The sequence below is a fragment of the Sphingomonas sp. GW821-FHT02B09 genome (assembly GCF_059421875.1).
Map to the genome: position 1 here is coordinate 713,976 of NZ_JBWKVV010000001.1, position 14,652 is coordinate 728,627.

15 protein-coding genes are annotated in these 14,652 nt (G+C 67.4%); 5 read left to right on the forward strand and 10 right to left on the reverse strand.

Going from position 1 to position 14,652, the window contains the following annotated elements:
* Positions 1 to 61 precede the first annotated feature (61 nt).
* A complete protein-coding gene (locus AC07U4_RS03210) occupies positions 62 to 718 on the forward strand; it encodes an alpha/beta hydrolase (protein ID WP_038659670.1) in 657 nt (218 codons plus the stop codon).
* Positions 719 to 779: 61 nt separating this feature from the next.
* Here the strand turns inward: AC07U4_RS03210 and AC07U4_RS03215 are convergent, their stop codons facing one another.
* From AC07U4_RS03215 to AC07U4_RS03230, 4 genes are all read right to left on the reverse strand, one after another.
* Positions 780 to 1,172 (reverse strand): hypothetical protein, encoded by a 393-nt coding sequence (locus AC07U4_RS03215; RefSeq protein WP_495194413.1) that lies wholly within the window; start codon positions 1,170 to 1,172, stop codon positions 780 to 782.
* Positions 1,173 to 1,178: 6 nt separating this feature from the next.
* Positions 1,179 to 1,931 carry a hypothetical protein gene (locus AC07U4_RS03220; RefSeq protein WP_495194414.1) on the reverse strand — a complete coding sequence of 251 codons (753 nt, stop codon included), beginning with the start codon at positions 1,929 to 1,931 and terminating at the stop codon, positions 1,179 to 1,181.
* A gap of 362 nt (positions 1,932 to 2,293) precedes the next feature.
* Positions 2,294 to 2,473, reverse strand: a complete 180-nt coding sequence (locus AC07U4_RS03225; RefSeq protein WP_495194415.1) for a hypothetical protein — start codon at positions 2,471 to 2,473, stop codon at positions 2,294 to 2,296.
* 65 nt (positions 2,474 to 2,538) lie between these two features.
* On the reverse strand, positions 2,539 to 3,498 hold the full coding sequence (locus AC07U4_RS03230) for a threonine ammonia-lyase (protein WP_495194416.1): 960 nt from the start codon (positions 3,496 to 3,498) through the stop codon (positions 2,539 to 2,541).
* Between the two features lie 139 nt (positions 3,499 to 3,637).
* On the opposite strand from AC07U4_RS03230, the gene AC07U4_RS03235 reads away from it, so the two are divergent.
* From AC07U4_RS03235 to AC07U4_RS03250, 4 genes are all read left to right on the forward strand, one after another.
* The gene (locus tag AC07U4_RS03235) at positions 3,638 to 4,876 is read left to right on the forward strand and encodes a type III PLP-dependent enzyme domain-containing protein (protein WP_249340749.1); all 1,239 of its coding nucleotides are present in this window, start codon (positions 3,638 to 3,640) and stop codon (positions 4,874 to 4,876) included.
* Positions 4,877 to 4,990: 114 nt separating this feature from the next.
* A complete protein-coding gene (locus AC07U4_RS03240) occupies positions 4,991 to 6,073 on the forward strand; it encodes a 1,9-bis(guanidino)-5-aza-nonane synthase (protein ID WP_495194417.1) in 1,083 nt (360 codons plus the stop codon).
* Between the two features lie 218 nt (positions 6,074 to 6,291).
* On the forward strand, positions 6,292 to 6,717 hold the full coding sequence (locus AC07U4_RS03245) for an MAPEG family protein (RefSeq protein WP_038659686.1): 426 nt from the start codon (positions 6,292 to 6,294) through the stop codon (positions 6,715 to 6,717).
* Entirely contained in the window at positions 6,717 to 6,902 is a 186-nt protein-coding gene (locus tag AC07U4_RS03250) for a hypothetical protein (RefSeq protein WP_137899689.1), read from the forward strand. Before AC07U4_RS03245 ends, AC07U4_RS03250 begins: the two co-directional genes overlap by 1 nt.
* Positions 6,903 to 6,925: 23 nt before the next feature.
* Here the strand turns inward: AC07U4_RS03250 and AC07U4_RS03255 are convergent, their stop codons facing one another.
* From AC07U4_RS03255 to AC07U4_RS03280, 6 genes are read right to left on the reverse strand one after another with little or no spacing between them, the layout of a single operon-like run.
* Positions 6,926 to 8,812: an XrtA/PEP-CTERM system amidotransferase gene (locus AC07U4_RS03255; protein ID WP_495194418.1), complete on the reverse strand. Its 1,887-nt coding sequence runs from the start codon at positions 8,810 to 8,812 to the stop codon at positions 6,926 to 6,928.
* Entirely contained in the window at positions 8,812 to 10,302 is a 1,491-nt protein-coding gene (gene xrtA / locus AC07U4_RS03260; RefSeq protein WP_495194419.1) for an exosortase A, read from the reverse strand. Before xrtA ends, AC07U4_RS03255 begins: the two co-directional genes overlap by 1 nt.
* Complete coding sequence (locus AC07U4_RS03265; protein WP_495194420.1) at positions 10,299 to 11,597, reverse strand: glycosyltransferase; 1,299 nt, start codon at positions 11,595 to 11,597, stop codon at positions 10,299 to 10,301. Before AC07U4_RS03265 ends, xrtA begins: the two co-directional genes overlap by 4 nt.
* Positions 11,597 to 12,622 carry a FemAB family XrtA/PEP-CTERM system-associated protein gene (locus AC07U4_RS03270; protein ID WP_495194421.1) on the reverse strand — a complete coding sequence of 342 codons (1,026 nt, stop codon included), beginning with the start codon at positions 12,620 to 12,622 and terminating at the stop codon, positions 11,597 to 11,599. Before AC07U4_RS03270 ends, AC07U4_RS03265 begins: the two co-directional genes overlap by 1 nt.
* Positions 12,619 to 13,473, reverse strand: a complete 855-nt coding sequence (locus AC07U4_RS03275; RefSeq protein WP_495194422.1) for an XrtA system polysaccharide deacetylase — start codon at positions 13,471 to 13,473, stop codon at positions 12,619 to 12,621. The genes AC07U4_RS03270 and AC07U4_RS03275 overlap by 4 nt, the downstream gene beginning before the upstream one ends.
* On the reverse strand, positions 13,463 to 14,644 hold the full coding sequence (locus AC07U4_RS03280) for an ExeA family protein (protein ID WP_495194423.1): 1,182 nt from the start codon (positions 14,642 to 14,644) through the stop codon (positions 13,463 to 13,465). Before AC07U4_RS03280 ends, AC07U4_RS03275 begins: the two co-directional genes overlap by 11 nt.
* Between the last annotated feature and the right edge of the window lie 8 nt (positions 14,645 to 14,652).

The window sequence follows — 14,652 nt, forward strand, 5'->3', positions numbered from 1 at the left end:
GCCTATATAGCGCGCAACGTTCTGCGCTGCACAGCGCGCCCCTTCTTACGTGGCGAGACCCATGCCCGAAGTCATTTTTCCCGGCCCCGAAGGCCGTCTCGAAGGCCGTTTCGCGCCCGCTCCCCGTCCGCGCGCACCGGTGGCGATGATCCTGCATCCGCATCCCGCCGCCGGCGGCACGATGAACAGCCGCATCGTGCAGGAGCTCTACAAGACCTTTCAGCGCCGCGGTTTCGCGACGCTGCGCTTCAACTTCCGCGGCGTCGGCAAGAGCCAGGGGACGTTCGACAACGGCATCGGCGAACTGTCCGACGCGGCGAGCGCGCTCGACTGGGTGCAGAGCTTCCATCCGGAGGCGTCGACCACCTGGATCGCCGGGGTCAGCTTCGGCGCGTGGATCGGCATGCAGCTGCTGATGCGCCGTCCCGAGATCCGCGGCTTCATCTCGATCGCGCCGCCCGCGAACATGTTCGACTTCTCGTTCCTGGCACCCTGCCCGTCGTCGGGCATCATCATCCAGGGCGAGGCCGACGAGGTCGCCACCCCGGGCGCGACGCAGAAGCTCGTCGACAAGCTGCGCACGCAGAAGCACATCACCATCCATCACGACACGATCCCGAAGGCGAACCACTTCTTCGAGAACGAGACGCCGGAGCTGATGCGCTCGGTCGACAAGTACCTCGACATGCGGCTCGACCCGAATTCGCCGATCCGGTGACGTCGACGCCGGGACCGCACGATGATGCGGTCCCGGCCACGCTGGCGGTCACTGGTCTCGATCAGTCGCCGGTCAGCAGACCCTCAAAATCGCGAATGCCGGCGTGATATCGTTCGCCCCGCACCTCTTCGAGGATGTCATAGATCGCCATGAGCTTGTCGCATCCCTCGGCCGTCTTGCCATTCGTGTCGTCGGGATCGGCTAGAAACAGTGATTTGGCTTCATCCGCATCAGCGAGAACCGTCCGGTAGCGCTCTTCGCCGACCTTATCCGCGACGGCGGCTAGCCCCAGTTCAATACTTGCAAACTGGTTATCGATCGATCGATGATAGCCGTAGAACGTCACCTCGTTGAAATACGGCGCCGCCGCCATCGTGCAGATCAGGAAATCTTGGATTTCGCTCAACTGTTGGGGGACGTACAAACGCCCGCCTTCCTTGCGTTGCGGTTCCATATTGCCTCACTGTTTTATGACATATGTATGGTTAGGATGCGTACCGCTGGGGGTGACGACAACGATATAGCGTGGCTTTGGACTGGTTTCAGAAAAACGCCGTAGTTGCTCATCGGCCATCGTTTTTCTAGTTATACTGACTTCAATATAGGTATCAGCAATCCGAATATCTGGCAGACCGTACGAGCCTTTCGATGTTACATATTCCCGCCGATTGACTCTCACCATTCCATTGCTAGACATTTTTATACCATATTGATTTAACGTTTCTCGAATGTTTTCTCTCACGTGAACATCTATGAAATTTCCTAATTTCATGCCGTTGTTCACACCACGATTTTTTAGCGTTCCCTTATTAAGCCGCTCCAATCCTTCTTTATAAGCTTTATCCACCTCTCGCTGCACCCGACGGATCATCTGTGCGCGCAGCGGCGCGTAGTCGGCTAAAACCCTTGCATGCGTCGCGGCTTGCCACATTAACAGATCGTCAAGCCTGTTGGCGCTCCCTTCGACGCTGGGGTGACCCGAGTTCATGTACTGATAAACGAAATTCGGGTCTAATCTCTTTATATCGCTAAGCACCTCCTTCGAGTGCCGATCGAGTACTTGGATTTGCGCTTCAGCGGCTGGCCCGACGATGTCTAATAATGGCCCGGTGATTGCAGCGAATGTTTTCAGCGCAGGATCATTGATCTCGGGAAACGCCTGCTCCACCGTCATAGGGTCTTCGAACGCCCGGCTGTTGCCGCCGCGCCCCATTCGTGGCCCTTGCCCTTCGCCATAAGCGGCGACGGACCCAGCCCCTCCGGGACCGAAGGTGAATCGGCCGTCTTTCGGATCGTGATAGGGGTTGAACTTGAGCTCCAGCCCCGCCGCCGACCTGACGGTCGGCAGGCGGCCCGTCCTCAGCCATCATGAAAATGCCTGCCGTTTCTCACTCGTCGATAGTTGCATCCCGCCGCCCCTTCCGGTTACGGCAGGAACATATCAGCAACATTTTCCAACAAAGCAAATGTGTATTTTGGCGCGCTGGCAACAGATCGCCGACGTGGTTGATATCCTAAGATTCTATCTTTGCTCTTATCGTCGACGGTCGATGCGCGTGACCGGCGACTCGGCCGTTACAATTGCCAGATCACTACATTGCCGAGCAATACCGCCGCCATCACCAGCAACAGGATCGCCTTCCGGCGATCCCCGCCGCGGGCGAGCAGCGCGCCACCGCCGATCAGGCAGGCGAAGCAGCCGAGCATGGCTATAGCCGGGGCGGCGTTGGCGATTGATCCGAGAAGCGCTTGCATTACGATAATTTGCCTCTCACCGCCTGCAATGTCGAGGCAACGCGGGCGCGTGACCGCGTAGCGCGCTAGCCGATCGTCCGTGCATAAGCGTCGATATCCACATTGCCGCCCGACAGGATCACCAGCAGCCCCGGCGCCGCCGCCACCTTGCCCGCGAGCACCGCTGCCAGCGCCACCGCACCGCCCGGCTCGACCACCAGCCGCAAATTCTCCGCCGCCCAGCGTTGCGCCGCCGCGGTCTCCGCCTCGCTCACCGCCACGCCGGTCGCATCGCGCCGCGACAGCACGTCGAAGGTCAGCGGCGACACGCGCTGCGTCTGCAAGGCATCGCAGGCGGTCGGCGGCGGATTGGGGCCGACCGGCTCGATCCACGACGCCTCCAGCGAGCGGCGCATGTCGTCCCAGCCCTCGGGCTCGACGACCGTCACCGCGCTGTCCTTGAGCGCCAGCGCGAGCCCGGCCGCCAGCCCGCCGCCGCCGCAGGGTACGACGACGCGAGTCGGAACGCTCAGCCCCAGCGCCGTCATCTGCGCCGCCGCCTCGATGCCCGCGCTGCCCTGCCCCTCGATGATCCACGGATCGTCGAAGCTCGGCACCAGCGTCGCGCCGCGCGCTTCGGCGAGTCGGGCAGCGATGCCTTCGCGGCTCTCGGTGGCGCGATCGTAGCGCACCACTTCGGCGCCGAGAGCCAGCGTCGCCGCCAGCTTGGCGTGCGGCGCATCCGCGGGCATCACGATCGTCGCGGCGATGCCCAGCCGCCGCGCCGCCCAGGCGATCCCCTGCGCGTGATTCCCCGAGGAGAAGGCGACCACCCCGCGCCGCCGCGCATCCTCGTCCAATGCGGTGAGCCGATGCCAGGCGCCGCGAATCTTGAACGCCCCGATCGGCTGCAGCGACTCCGCCTTGAACGCCACCTCCAAGCCGTTGATTTGGCGCACATAAAGTGGCGTCGGCGGCAGGATTCTGGCGATCTTTTCGGCCGCGTCGCGCACCCCGGCGCGCGTCGGTTGTCGCAAAAACGTCACTTTTCGTCCTTTCCTACGCTAACCCACTTTACATGGGGGTCGGACGACCATAGATCGCGCCTCCGCTGCCCCATGGGACTTCCAACCGCAAGGCAGCTTTTGTCACCGTATGCCGAAAGGCAATTGGAGGTCCCTTGAATTGGCCAAGCACCATAGCGCGCTGGGGTTAGCGCCCCTCTCGACCGCCCGTTCCGCCGTTAGCCGCACGGGCATCGACATCGCCAAGAGCCGACCGGTCGATCCGGTCACGCTCGTTCGCCCGCACGCCGCTGCGCGCGCCGCCCGCTTCTTCGTCGAGAAGTTTCCGGGCCGCTCGATGTATGCCGTGAAGGCGAACCCCAGCCCGGACCTGCTCAAGGTCCTCTGGGACAATGGCATCACGCATTACGATACGGCATCGATCGCGGAAGTGCGCCTGGTCAAGGCGACGCTGCCGGAGGCGACCTGCTGCTTCATGCATCCGGTCAAGTCGGAAGAGGCGATCGCCGAGGCGTATTTCGTCCACGACGTGAAGACGTTCTCGCTCGACAGCATGGAAGAGCTGGCGAAGATCGTCCGTGCGACCGACGGCGCCGCCGACCTCACGCTCTGCGTGCGCCTGCGCGTCTCGTCCGAATATGCCAAGCTCAGCCTGGGCTCGAAGTTCGGCGTCGGTCCCGGCGAGAGCAAGGAATTGCTGATCGCCACCCGCCAGGTCGCGGACGCGCTCGGCATCTGCTTCCACGTCGGCAGCCAGACGATGTCGCCGGACGCCTATACCAACGCGATGGAGCGCGCCCGCGCGGCGATCGTCGAGGCGGCGGTGACCGTGGACGTCATCGACGTCGGCGGCGGCTTCCCCTCGGCCTATCCCGGCATGACCCCGCCGCCGCTGGAGCGGTTCTTCGAGACGATCCACCGCGCGTTCGAGAGCCTGCCGATCAGCTATTCGGCCGAATTGTGGGCCGAGCCGGGCCGGTCGCTGAGCGCCGAATATGCCTCGGTCGTGGTGCGCGTCGAGCGTCGCCGCGGCACCGAGCTGTACATCAACGACGGCGCCTACGGCACGTTGTTCGATGCGGCGCACATCGGCTGGAAATATCCGGTACAGCTGCTCCGCGAGCCGGATTCGGACGCGCGCGACATGGACTTCGCCTTCTGGGGTCCGACCTGCGACGATCTCGATTACATGCAGGGCCCGTTCCCGCTGCCCGCGGACACGGTCGCCGGTGATTATTTCGAGATCGGCATGCTCGGGGCATATGGCTCGGCGATGCGGACCGCGTTCAACGGCTTCGGCACCGGCGACACGGTCGTCGCGTCCGACGAGCCGATGCTCTCGGTCTATCTCGACGACGAGATCGCCGACGTGCGCACGAACAACGTCGTAAAGCTGTAACGCCAACGCTATAACCGATTGTCTTCCCTCCTCCCGCTTCGGCGGGAGGGGCGGCCCCTGGGTTTCCGCGTCCCCAATGTTGAACGACGACGGCTGGATAGCCAAAGGCGAACCATGACCGACACGCTGAACAAGACCGCCGGCGCCGACGCGCCGATCAACGACAACCGCAAGGCCGAACTGCTCTCGAAGCAGGTCAAGCATATCGACATCAAGAGCTTCGACGCGCGCCCGATCGTCGACGCGATGGCCGACATGAGCTTCACCAGCCGCGATCTCGGCCGCGCGACCAACATCTACAACCAGATGCTGGCCGACAAGGATTGCTCGATCTTCCTCGTCATCGCCGGTTCGACCTCGGCGGGCGGCTGCATGGATCTCTATGCCGAACTGGTGCGCAACAACATGGTCGACGGCATCGTCGCGACTGGCGCGACCATCGTCGACATGGATTTCTTCGAAGGGCTCGGCCACAAGCATTATCAGGCGCTCGAGATCCCCGACGACGATACGCTGCGCTCGCTCTACATCGACCGTATCTACGATACCTATATCGACGAGGAAGCGCTCCAGAACGTCGACCATACGATCTTCGAGATCGCCGAGAGCCTCGAGCCGCGCGCCTATTCGAGCCGCGCATTCATCCGCGAGATGGGCAAGTATCTCGTCGAGCATGGCAAGAAGGACAACAGCCTCGTCAAGCTCGCCTATGAGCATGACGTACCGATCTTCTGCCCGGCGTTCGTCGATTCGTCGGCGGGCTTCGGCCTCGTCAAGCATCAGGTCGATGCCGCCAAGGCGGGCCGTCCGTATCTGATGATCGACGCGGTGGCGGATTTCCGCGAGCTGACCGAGATCAAGATCCAGGCGGGCACCACCGGCCTGCTGATGATCGGCGGCGGCGTGCCGAAGAACTTCATCCAGGACACCGTCGTCTGCGCCGAAATCCTCGGCCATGACGACGTCCAGGTCCACAAATATGCGGTGCAGATCACCGTCGCCGACGTCCGCGATGGCGCCTGCTCGTCCTCGACGCTGCAGGAAGCGGCGAGCTGGGGCAAGGTCAACACCGGTATCGAGCAGATGGTGTTCGCCGAGGCCGGCTCGGTGATGCCGCTGCTGGCGTCTGACGCCTATCACCGCGGCCTGTGGAAGGACCGCCCGGTCCACCGCTGGGGCGCGATCTTCGACAAGTAAGCCATACCTAAGTCCTCCCCCGCCAGGGGGAGGTGGCACGGCGAAGCCGTGACGGAGGGGGAGGACAGGGCAAAGCTTCGTTCTGGAGCTGCCACCCTGTCCTCCCCCTCCACCATTCGGCTGACGCCGAACGGTTCCCCTCCCCCTTGCGGGGGCGGAATGGCGGATATTGCGCCCGCCCTTCCAATCCGGCACTTTCAAGCGAAAGGGAGCCACCGATGCACGCCGAAATCCTCCGCCCGATGGCGGCGCTCGTCGCCTGGACGCTCGTCATGCTGGTCTGGATGCTCGCCACCCGCCTGCCGGCGATGAAGGCCGCCGGCCTTCGTCTCGGCACACTCGTCGGCACCAAGCCATCCGATGCCGACCGCGGCCTGCCACCCCAGGCGCAGTGGAAGGCCCACAATTACAATCATCTCCACGAACAGCCGACGCTGTTCTACGCGATCTGCACGGTGATCGCGCTCAGCGGCACCGGCAACGGCGTCAACGCCGCGATCGCATGGGCCTATGTCGGCCTGCGCGTCATACATTCGCTGGTACAGGCGACCACGAACAAGGTAGGGCCTCGCTTCATGCTCTTCATCGCCTCCAGCCTCGCGCTCGCCGCGCTCACCCTCCACGCCGTCATGGCGGTGTTCTGATGGCCAAGGGTGAGGTGTTCGAACGCCACCGCCAGCCGTGGACGCAGGACGAGATCCAGAAGCTCCACCAGTTCGCCAAGAAGGGCATGGCGCTCAAGGCGATCGCCAAGGCGCTCAAGCGCAGCGAGGAATCGACCAAGGATCGCGCCAAGGAAGACAATCTGTCGATCGCCAAGCTACGCTAGACGCCTCCCGAACCGGACGACGCCTACCCGAACAACCGTTTCGCGCTGCGCTCCAGCATCAGCAATTGCCAAAGGGTGCGGCCATGGTCCGCCCGGCCGCTGCGGTGCGCATCGGCGAGCCGCGCGACCTGCGCCATGTCGAGCCAGCCGCTCTCTACCAGCGTCCGCGACCGCGCCAGCCCCTCCGCTTCCGCCGCCAGCGCGCCGCGGAACCACGCGCTGATCGGCGTCACGAAGCCCATTTTCGGCCGATACAGGATCTCCTTGGGCAGATGGCGTTCGAGGCTGCGCTTCATCAGCCATTTGCCCTCGCCGCCGTGCAGCCGCATGCCGGCCGGCAGCGTCGCGCAGAATTCGACCAGCCGGTGGTCGAGCAACGGCTCGCGCGCCTCCAGCCCGACCGCCATGCTGGTGCGATCGACCTTGGTGAGGATGTCGCCAGGCAGCCAGATCATCATGTCGGCATATTGCGCGCGGTCGAGCGCATCGCGCGCCGGCGCCGCCCGCATCGCCGCGACGTAGCGATCCTCGGCGCGATGTCCGCCGAGCACCCGCCGCGCCTCCGCGCTCAGCAATTGCGCGCGCAGCTCGGGCGAGGTCACGCCCACGGCGCGTGCATAGGCTTCGTCGCCGTCCGTCCCCAGCGCAAGCAGCGTCGCCTTGGCGCGCAACGGTCGCGGTGCCCAGTCGGCCTTGGGGTAATAGCGCCCGAGCGTCCCGAACGCCGCGCGCCGCCACCGATCGGGCAGCATCCCGCGCACCCGTTCCTCCGCCGCCTGGAATCTGTAGCGGCGATAGCCCGCCAGCATCTCGTCGGCGCCGTCGCCCGACAGCGCCACCGTCACGCTCTTCCGCGCAAGCGCCGCGACCTGATAGGTCGCCAGCGCGCTGCCGTCGGCGAAGGGTTCGTCGAAATGGTGGACCAGCGTGTCGATCAGCGCGAAATCGTCGGGCCGGACCACCTGCGCGTGATGATCGGTGGCGAAACGCTGCGCCACCAGCGCGGCATGGGCACGCTCGTCGTGTCCCGCCTCGTCGAAGCCGATCGTGCAGGTCTTGACCGCCGCCTTGCTCGCCTCCGCCATCAGCGCGACCACCGCCGAACTGTCGACCCCGCCCGACAGGAAGGCGCCGAGCGGCACGTCGGCGACCATCCGGCTGCGCACCCCGTCGCGCATCCGCGCCAGCAATTCCTCGCCGAGCGCCTTGGCCGATCCGCCCGCGCGATCGGCGAAGCTCAGCGACCACCAGCGCCGCGGCCGCGGCACGCCCTGCCAGCGCTGGACGTGGAGGAAATGGCCGGCGGGCAACTTGCGGACGCCCGCGACGAGGCAGGCATCGTCCGGCACATAGCCATAAGCGAGGAAATCCTCGACCGCGGTCACGTCCGGCACCCGCCGCAGCAGGGGATGCGCGAGCAAGCCCTTCAATTCCGAGGCGAAGGCGAGGCTGCCGTCGGACAGTTCGACGTAATGGAGCGGCTTCACCCCCATCCGGTCGCGCGCGAGGAACAGCGTCCCCTGGTCGGCATCGTGCAGCGCGAAGGCGAACATGCCGTTGAGCCGGTCGAGCAGCGCCGGCCCCCACGCCCGCCAGCCATGCAGCAGCACCTCGGTATCGCCCTCGGTGACGAAGCGCGCGCCCTTGCGCTCCAGTTCTGTACGCAGTTCGGCGAAATTGTAGATCTCGCCGTTATAGGTGACCGTCAGCGCGCCCGCCTGCATCGGCTGCGGCGAACCGTCGAGATCGATGATCGACAGCCGGCGATGGCCCAACCCGACGCCGGGTGCGGTCCAGATCCCCTCGCCATCCGGCCCGCGATGCGCCTGCGCCGCGATCATCGCGCCGATCCGCGACGGATCGACCGGCTTGGGCGTCTCGGGATGGAAGATACCGGCGATGCCGCACATCAGCGCGGCGCCACGACGGCATCGCTCACGCCGTCGACCGGGCCGAGCGCCGCCGCCAGCGCGGCGATATCGGCGCGCGCATCGCGCCCCGGCAGCACCTCCGCGGAGAGATGGACCGCCACCGCGCGCTGCGTGCCGCCGAACAATTTCGCCTTCATCGTCTCGATCTTCACCACGCGCTCGTCCGACGTTACCGTATCGGCGACGACGTACCATGTCGCGACGACGCGCTCCACCGGCCCGGCGGCGGTGATCCGCATCGCCTTGCCGCCGGCGATCGGGGCTTCGTCGGCGACGCGCACCCAGCGGTCCTCCTCGCGGATCGCGCCGGTGCCGAAGGCACCGATCTTATGCCCCTCGCCCTGCGACCCGAAGACCGCGATTCCCAGATCGACCGCCGCCCCGCCCCGCGCATAACGGCCGAACAGCATATGGTCGGCACCCGGATAATACGGCATCCACGGCGCCCGCCGGCTGAGCGGCGCGCGCGTCCACCCCGTCACCTGCGGCAGTTCGATCCGCGCGGGCAGCGGTGTCGCGCGATGCGCGATTCCCGCGCTCCACATCGGCCAGACGCCCGCCACCGCCAGGGTGAGCAGCACGCCGATCGGCAGCCCCATCCGCCCGCCGGCGACCGGCGGTAACGCGGCGGGATCGAACGCCGGCGCATCGGGCGCGCGATCGAACCAGCGCCAGCCGATCGCCAGCACCGCCGCCATCACCAGCCCGAAGAACAGCCAGCCGTAGACGATATGATCGAAGCCCGTCGCCGCCTCGACGCTGGTCAGATGCGCGGCATAGATCGTTCCGAACGCGCGCAGCCCGTTGGCGAGCACCGGCACGACCAGCGCGGCGAGCAGGAACCACGCCCGCCGCCGCCACGACACGAAACAGACGTCGGTGACCAGCACGCCGAAGGCGAGCATCGCGATGACGAACTTGGCGCCCGAACACGCCTCCGCCACCTCGAACCAATAGCGGCCCGCGTGGATCAGCACGCCGTTCGAGCTCGCCGGCACGCCGGCCAGATGCAGCAGCGGCATCACCATCCGCACCGTCACGGCTTGCAGCAGCGGCTCCATCTCCTCGCCGAACGGCACGAGGAACAGCGCATAGCCGAGCGGAAAGGCGAGCCCGCGCGCCACCTGCGGCCCGAGCAGCGTCACCACCGCGCCCTGCAGCATGACGACCAGCCCCAATTGCCGCGCGAAGCTGACCGAGCCGGCGTCACCCATCAGCCACCCCGCCCCGCCGACCGCGACCAGCGCCAGCCCCGGCCACCACGCCACCGGCGTCAGCACCGCCAGCTCGCGCCGCCGCTGCCACACCAGCCAGCCAATCACCGGCCCGATGAAGAGGCAATGGCCGAAGGTCGTGCTCGTCCACCAGATCGACACCAGCCGCGCGACGTCGTCATGAAGCAGCAGCAGGATCGCCGCCGCCGCCAGCGCCAGCCCGATGGCATGCCGCCGCCATTGTGCGCCGGTCACGCCAGCCCCAGCAGAGCATCGAGCGGCGCGAGCCGCGCCTCCCAGTCGTACCGTGCGATCACCCGCGCCCGTGCCGCGGCACCAAGCGCCACAGCTGCGTCTGGATCGTCGAGCAGCGCGCCGATCGCCGCGACATGCGTCGCGGCGTCGTCGGCGACACGCAGCGTGCCGCCGTGATCGATCCCCTCGGCTGCGGCGACGGAGGCGACGACCGGCCGCGCCATCGCCATTGCCTCGAGTACCTTGTTCTGGATACCGCGCGCGAGCCGCAGCGGCGCGACGCACACGTCCGCCGCCGCGAGCCACGGCCGCACGTCGTCCACCGCGCCGGTGACGATCACGGCGTCGGACGCGAGCGCCTGCACCGCCGCGGTCGGCGCCCGCCCGACGATCGCGAAGCGCAGGCCGGGATAGCGCGCCCGCAAGCCCGGCAGGACGTCGCGGACGAACCAGATGACGGCGTCGATATTGGGTCGGTAATCCATCTGCCCGGTAAAGACGATCAGCGGCCCGTGAGGCGCGGACCCGCCCCCCAATCCCCCCGTCACCCCGGACTCATTCCGGGGTCCACTCCGCGGCGAGGAGAGCGGCGCATGAGCCGCGACCGTTCTCCCGGAGACGGGTGGACCCCGGAACGAGCCCGGGGTGACGGCGTGGGTGGGGCCGGCTTTCCGTGCCACCACGCCTGGATCGAACGCCGCGGCGTCGATCCCGTTATCGACCGCCACGATCCGCCCGGTCGCGCCGCCGGAGCGAAACAACGCCGCCTCCGCCTCGCTGACGAACAGGCTCGCCGAAACCTCCGCGGCAACCCGCCGTTCGAACGCGCCCAGCATCCGCGCCTCGCGCCGCATCATCCACCGCATCGGTGCCGATCCCGCCTCGGCGAAGCCGGCGAACTTGGCTGAATCAACATCGACGAAGTCCATCGCCGCCGGCACGTCGGCGGGCAGATATTGCGCCATCTGCCCCGAGAAACAGTAGACCGCATCGGCCCTTGCCGCCGAGACCGCCCGCCGCATGTCCCCCGACCCGAAGGCGGTCAACGACACCGGCAAGCCACGCGCCAGCGCCTCCACCGCCGCCACCGCCTGCGGCTTGCGCCGCCGCACGATCGTCACGCTCGCCAGCCCGTCGAGCGCGGCCGGCACGTCGAAATCCGCCTCGCCCTCTCCGAACGCGACCAGATGCACCCGCGCCCGCGCCATCAGATAGCGCAACACGTGATAGCTGCGGATCTTGTCGCCCCGATCGGGCGGGAAGGGCGCGCGATGGGCGAGGAAGAGGAGCTCCATCACCCCAGCCCGCGCGAAATCCACGGCCCCAGCGCATTGGCGACCGGCAACGGCAACCGCTGCCACGTCCGCACCATCAGCGCATATTTCGGGTTGAGCGGGTTGACCTCTCGGCTCCCCCCCTCGCTGCGCTTGGCATAGAGCCGCGGCACGCCGGCGAAGCCCCAATTCTTCTTGAACGCCGCCGCACCCGTCCCGGTCTTCGATCGCCCGAAATCGAACCGCGTACAGCCACGCGCCCGCGCATGGCCCATCAGCGCGAAATACATCCGGTCGTTGGCGCGCAGCCCCCGCGCCGCCGCGGTGCCGCCACCCCAATAGGGAAACACCGTCCCCTGGAAATACAGGCTGAGCACGCTCGCCACCACCCGCCCCTCATGGCGCACGGTCAGCACGTCGGCGTCCATCGCCTCGGCGACGCAGCGGAACAGTTTCGCCGGAAACACCGGCGTGCCGAGATTGCGCACAGATTCGGCATAGACGCGATAGTGATCGCCGAGCTGCGCCGCCCCTCCCGTCTGCACCGTCAGATTGAACCCGAGCGCCCGCCGCACCTCGGCACGCTGCTTGCGCGGCACGGCGAGCAATTCGGCATCGTCGTCCGCCGCCAGATCGCGCACGAAGCCGAGATAGGAGGTGTCGTCCGTTTCCCATCCCGCCGGTGCCGGCCCGCCACGCAGCTCGACGCCCGGACAGCCGATCCGCCGCGCCAGCGCCCAGGCCGCATCGCCCAGCGCATCGACGCCCTCGCCGAGCACCCCGCCATCCACTCCGAAGCCGGTCGACACCAGCGCCTTGCCGAACAGCGGCGAGCGCATCACGGTCAGCGGCAGCGCGCCGACGATCGCCCCGCCCCGCTCGGCGACGAGATAGCGCGCGCGCTGGCCGCAGCCGCGTTCGACAGCGCGGCTCCAAGCGGTGAGATGGAACGGCGTCGCGCCTGCGCTACGACGGACGAAGTCGTCCACCGCCGCGCTCTCCCCGCTATCGCGCAGATCGGCCTCGCGCACGCCGATCGCGGTCACGACAGCAGCGCCGCCTCGCGCGCCACGACCGTATCGACCCGGCCCCAATCGTGCCGCGCGATCAGCCCGCGCAGCTTGCCCGCCATCGCCCCCAGCCGCGAATAATGCCGCACCTTCGATCGCAGCGGCGCCTGCCGCACCCGCGGCTGGTCGGCATCGACCTCCCAGGGGTGGAAATAGAAGATGCCGGCATGGCCTTCGCGATTGACCTGCCGCACCGCGAAATCGGTCAGCGCCGACGGCAGCAGCCGGAAAAACCCGCCCCCCGTCGCCAGATGCCGCCCGCCGATCCGCGCCACCGTCACCGGCAGTTCGATCAAAGGCGAGTCCATGAGCGGCCGGAACGCATAGCGCGGTGCATCGCGCCAGCCATAATGGTCGTGCGCCACCGGTGCGACGCTCGACGAATAGGCATAGCCCGCCTCGGCGAGCTCATTGAACGCCCACAGGTTGCGCGTGTCGATAGAGAAGCTCGGCGCGCGATAGCCCGTCACCGCCTGCCCGCCGGCATCCTCCAGCGCGGCTCGCGCCCGCGCAAGATCGGCGCGGAACGCCGCCGCATCCATCGTGAACACGCGCTGATGGTCCCAGCCGTGGCTGGCGATCTCATGCCCCGCCTCGGCGATCCGCCGGATCAGCCGCGGCTGCCGCGCCGCCACCCAGCCGAGCGTGAAGAAGGTCGCCTTGACCCCGCTTTCTGCGAACAGGTCGAGTACCGCGCCGGTGTTCGCCTCGACGCGGCTGGCGATCGTCGCCCAGTCGCTCTTGTCGATGACCCGCTCGAACGCGCCGACCTGAAACCATTCCTCGACGTCGACCGACAGGCCGTTGCGCACCGCGCTACGCGGCATGGTCCCACGCCGCCGGAGGACGGATCGGGACGTGATCGTCGCGGATGTCGGATGCGCCAGCGGCCATCGCCGCGGAGGCTGCCGCCGCCTCGTCACGATCGGCCTCGACCCAGTCGACCAGCAGCGTCAGCACGCGCCGGAGCGCGCCCTCCTGCTGGTTGATCCGCGCCTCCAATGCCGCGATCCGCGCCTCCGCGGCGGCAGACAGTCCCTCGGCCGCGGCGGCACGATCCGGCACCGGCTCCGCGACCGGCTCCGAAGGCGCGGCGCGCGGCACGAAGCGCCGCACCGAACTTTCCTGCTCGACCGGCGCCGGTGGCGGCGCAGCGGCCGCCGACGGTTCGCTCGCCGGCATCGGCAGATCGCCGTGGAGGTCGCCGAGCACCTGCCGGACGACCGCGCCGTCGATGATCTCCGCCCCCTCGACCGCAGCGTGCAGCATCACCCGTCCCGCGAGCTGGTTGAGCCGCCGCGGCACGCCGCCCGACCCCTCGTACAGCGCCGCAAAGGCATCCGCGGCGAAATCCGGCCGCCCCTGCCAGCCGACCACCGACAGCCGGTGCGCGACGTAATCGGCGACCTCATGCGCCTCCATCGGGTCGAGATGGTGGATGGCGATCACCCGCTGGCGCAATTGCTCCAGCCGCTCCGAACCGTGCAGCCGCTCGCGGAATTCCGGCTGGCCGAGCAGCAGGATCTGCAGCAGCGCATGCCCGCCCGCCTGGAAGTTGGACAGCATGCGCAGCTCTTCGAGCGAATCGATCGGCAGCGCCTGCGCCTCGTCGACGATCAGCAGCGTCCGCCGTCCCGAGCGCGCCACCGCATGCAGTCCGCGCTCGATCGCGGTGAGCAATTGCGCCTTGGCGAGGCCCTGCGGGTCGACGCCCAGCCCGGTCGCGACGATGCGCAGCAGGTCGTCGGCGGGGACGGCGGTCGACACGATGGTGATGACGTTGAGCGCCTCGGGATCGATCTGCGCGGTGAGATGGCCGACGAGCGTCGTCTTGCCCGCGCCGATGTCGCCGGTGACGACGACGAAGCCTTCGCCCTGCGCCAGACCGTAACCGAGATAGGCCATCGCCTTGCGATGCGTCGCCGTCTCGTACCAGAAGCGCGCGTCGGGCGTCAGCTGGAACGGCCGCCCCGATAATCCGAAATGCGCGTCGTACATAAGCCGAT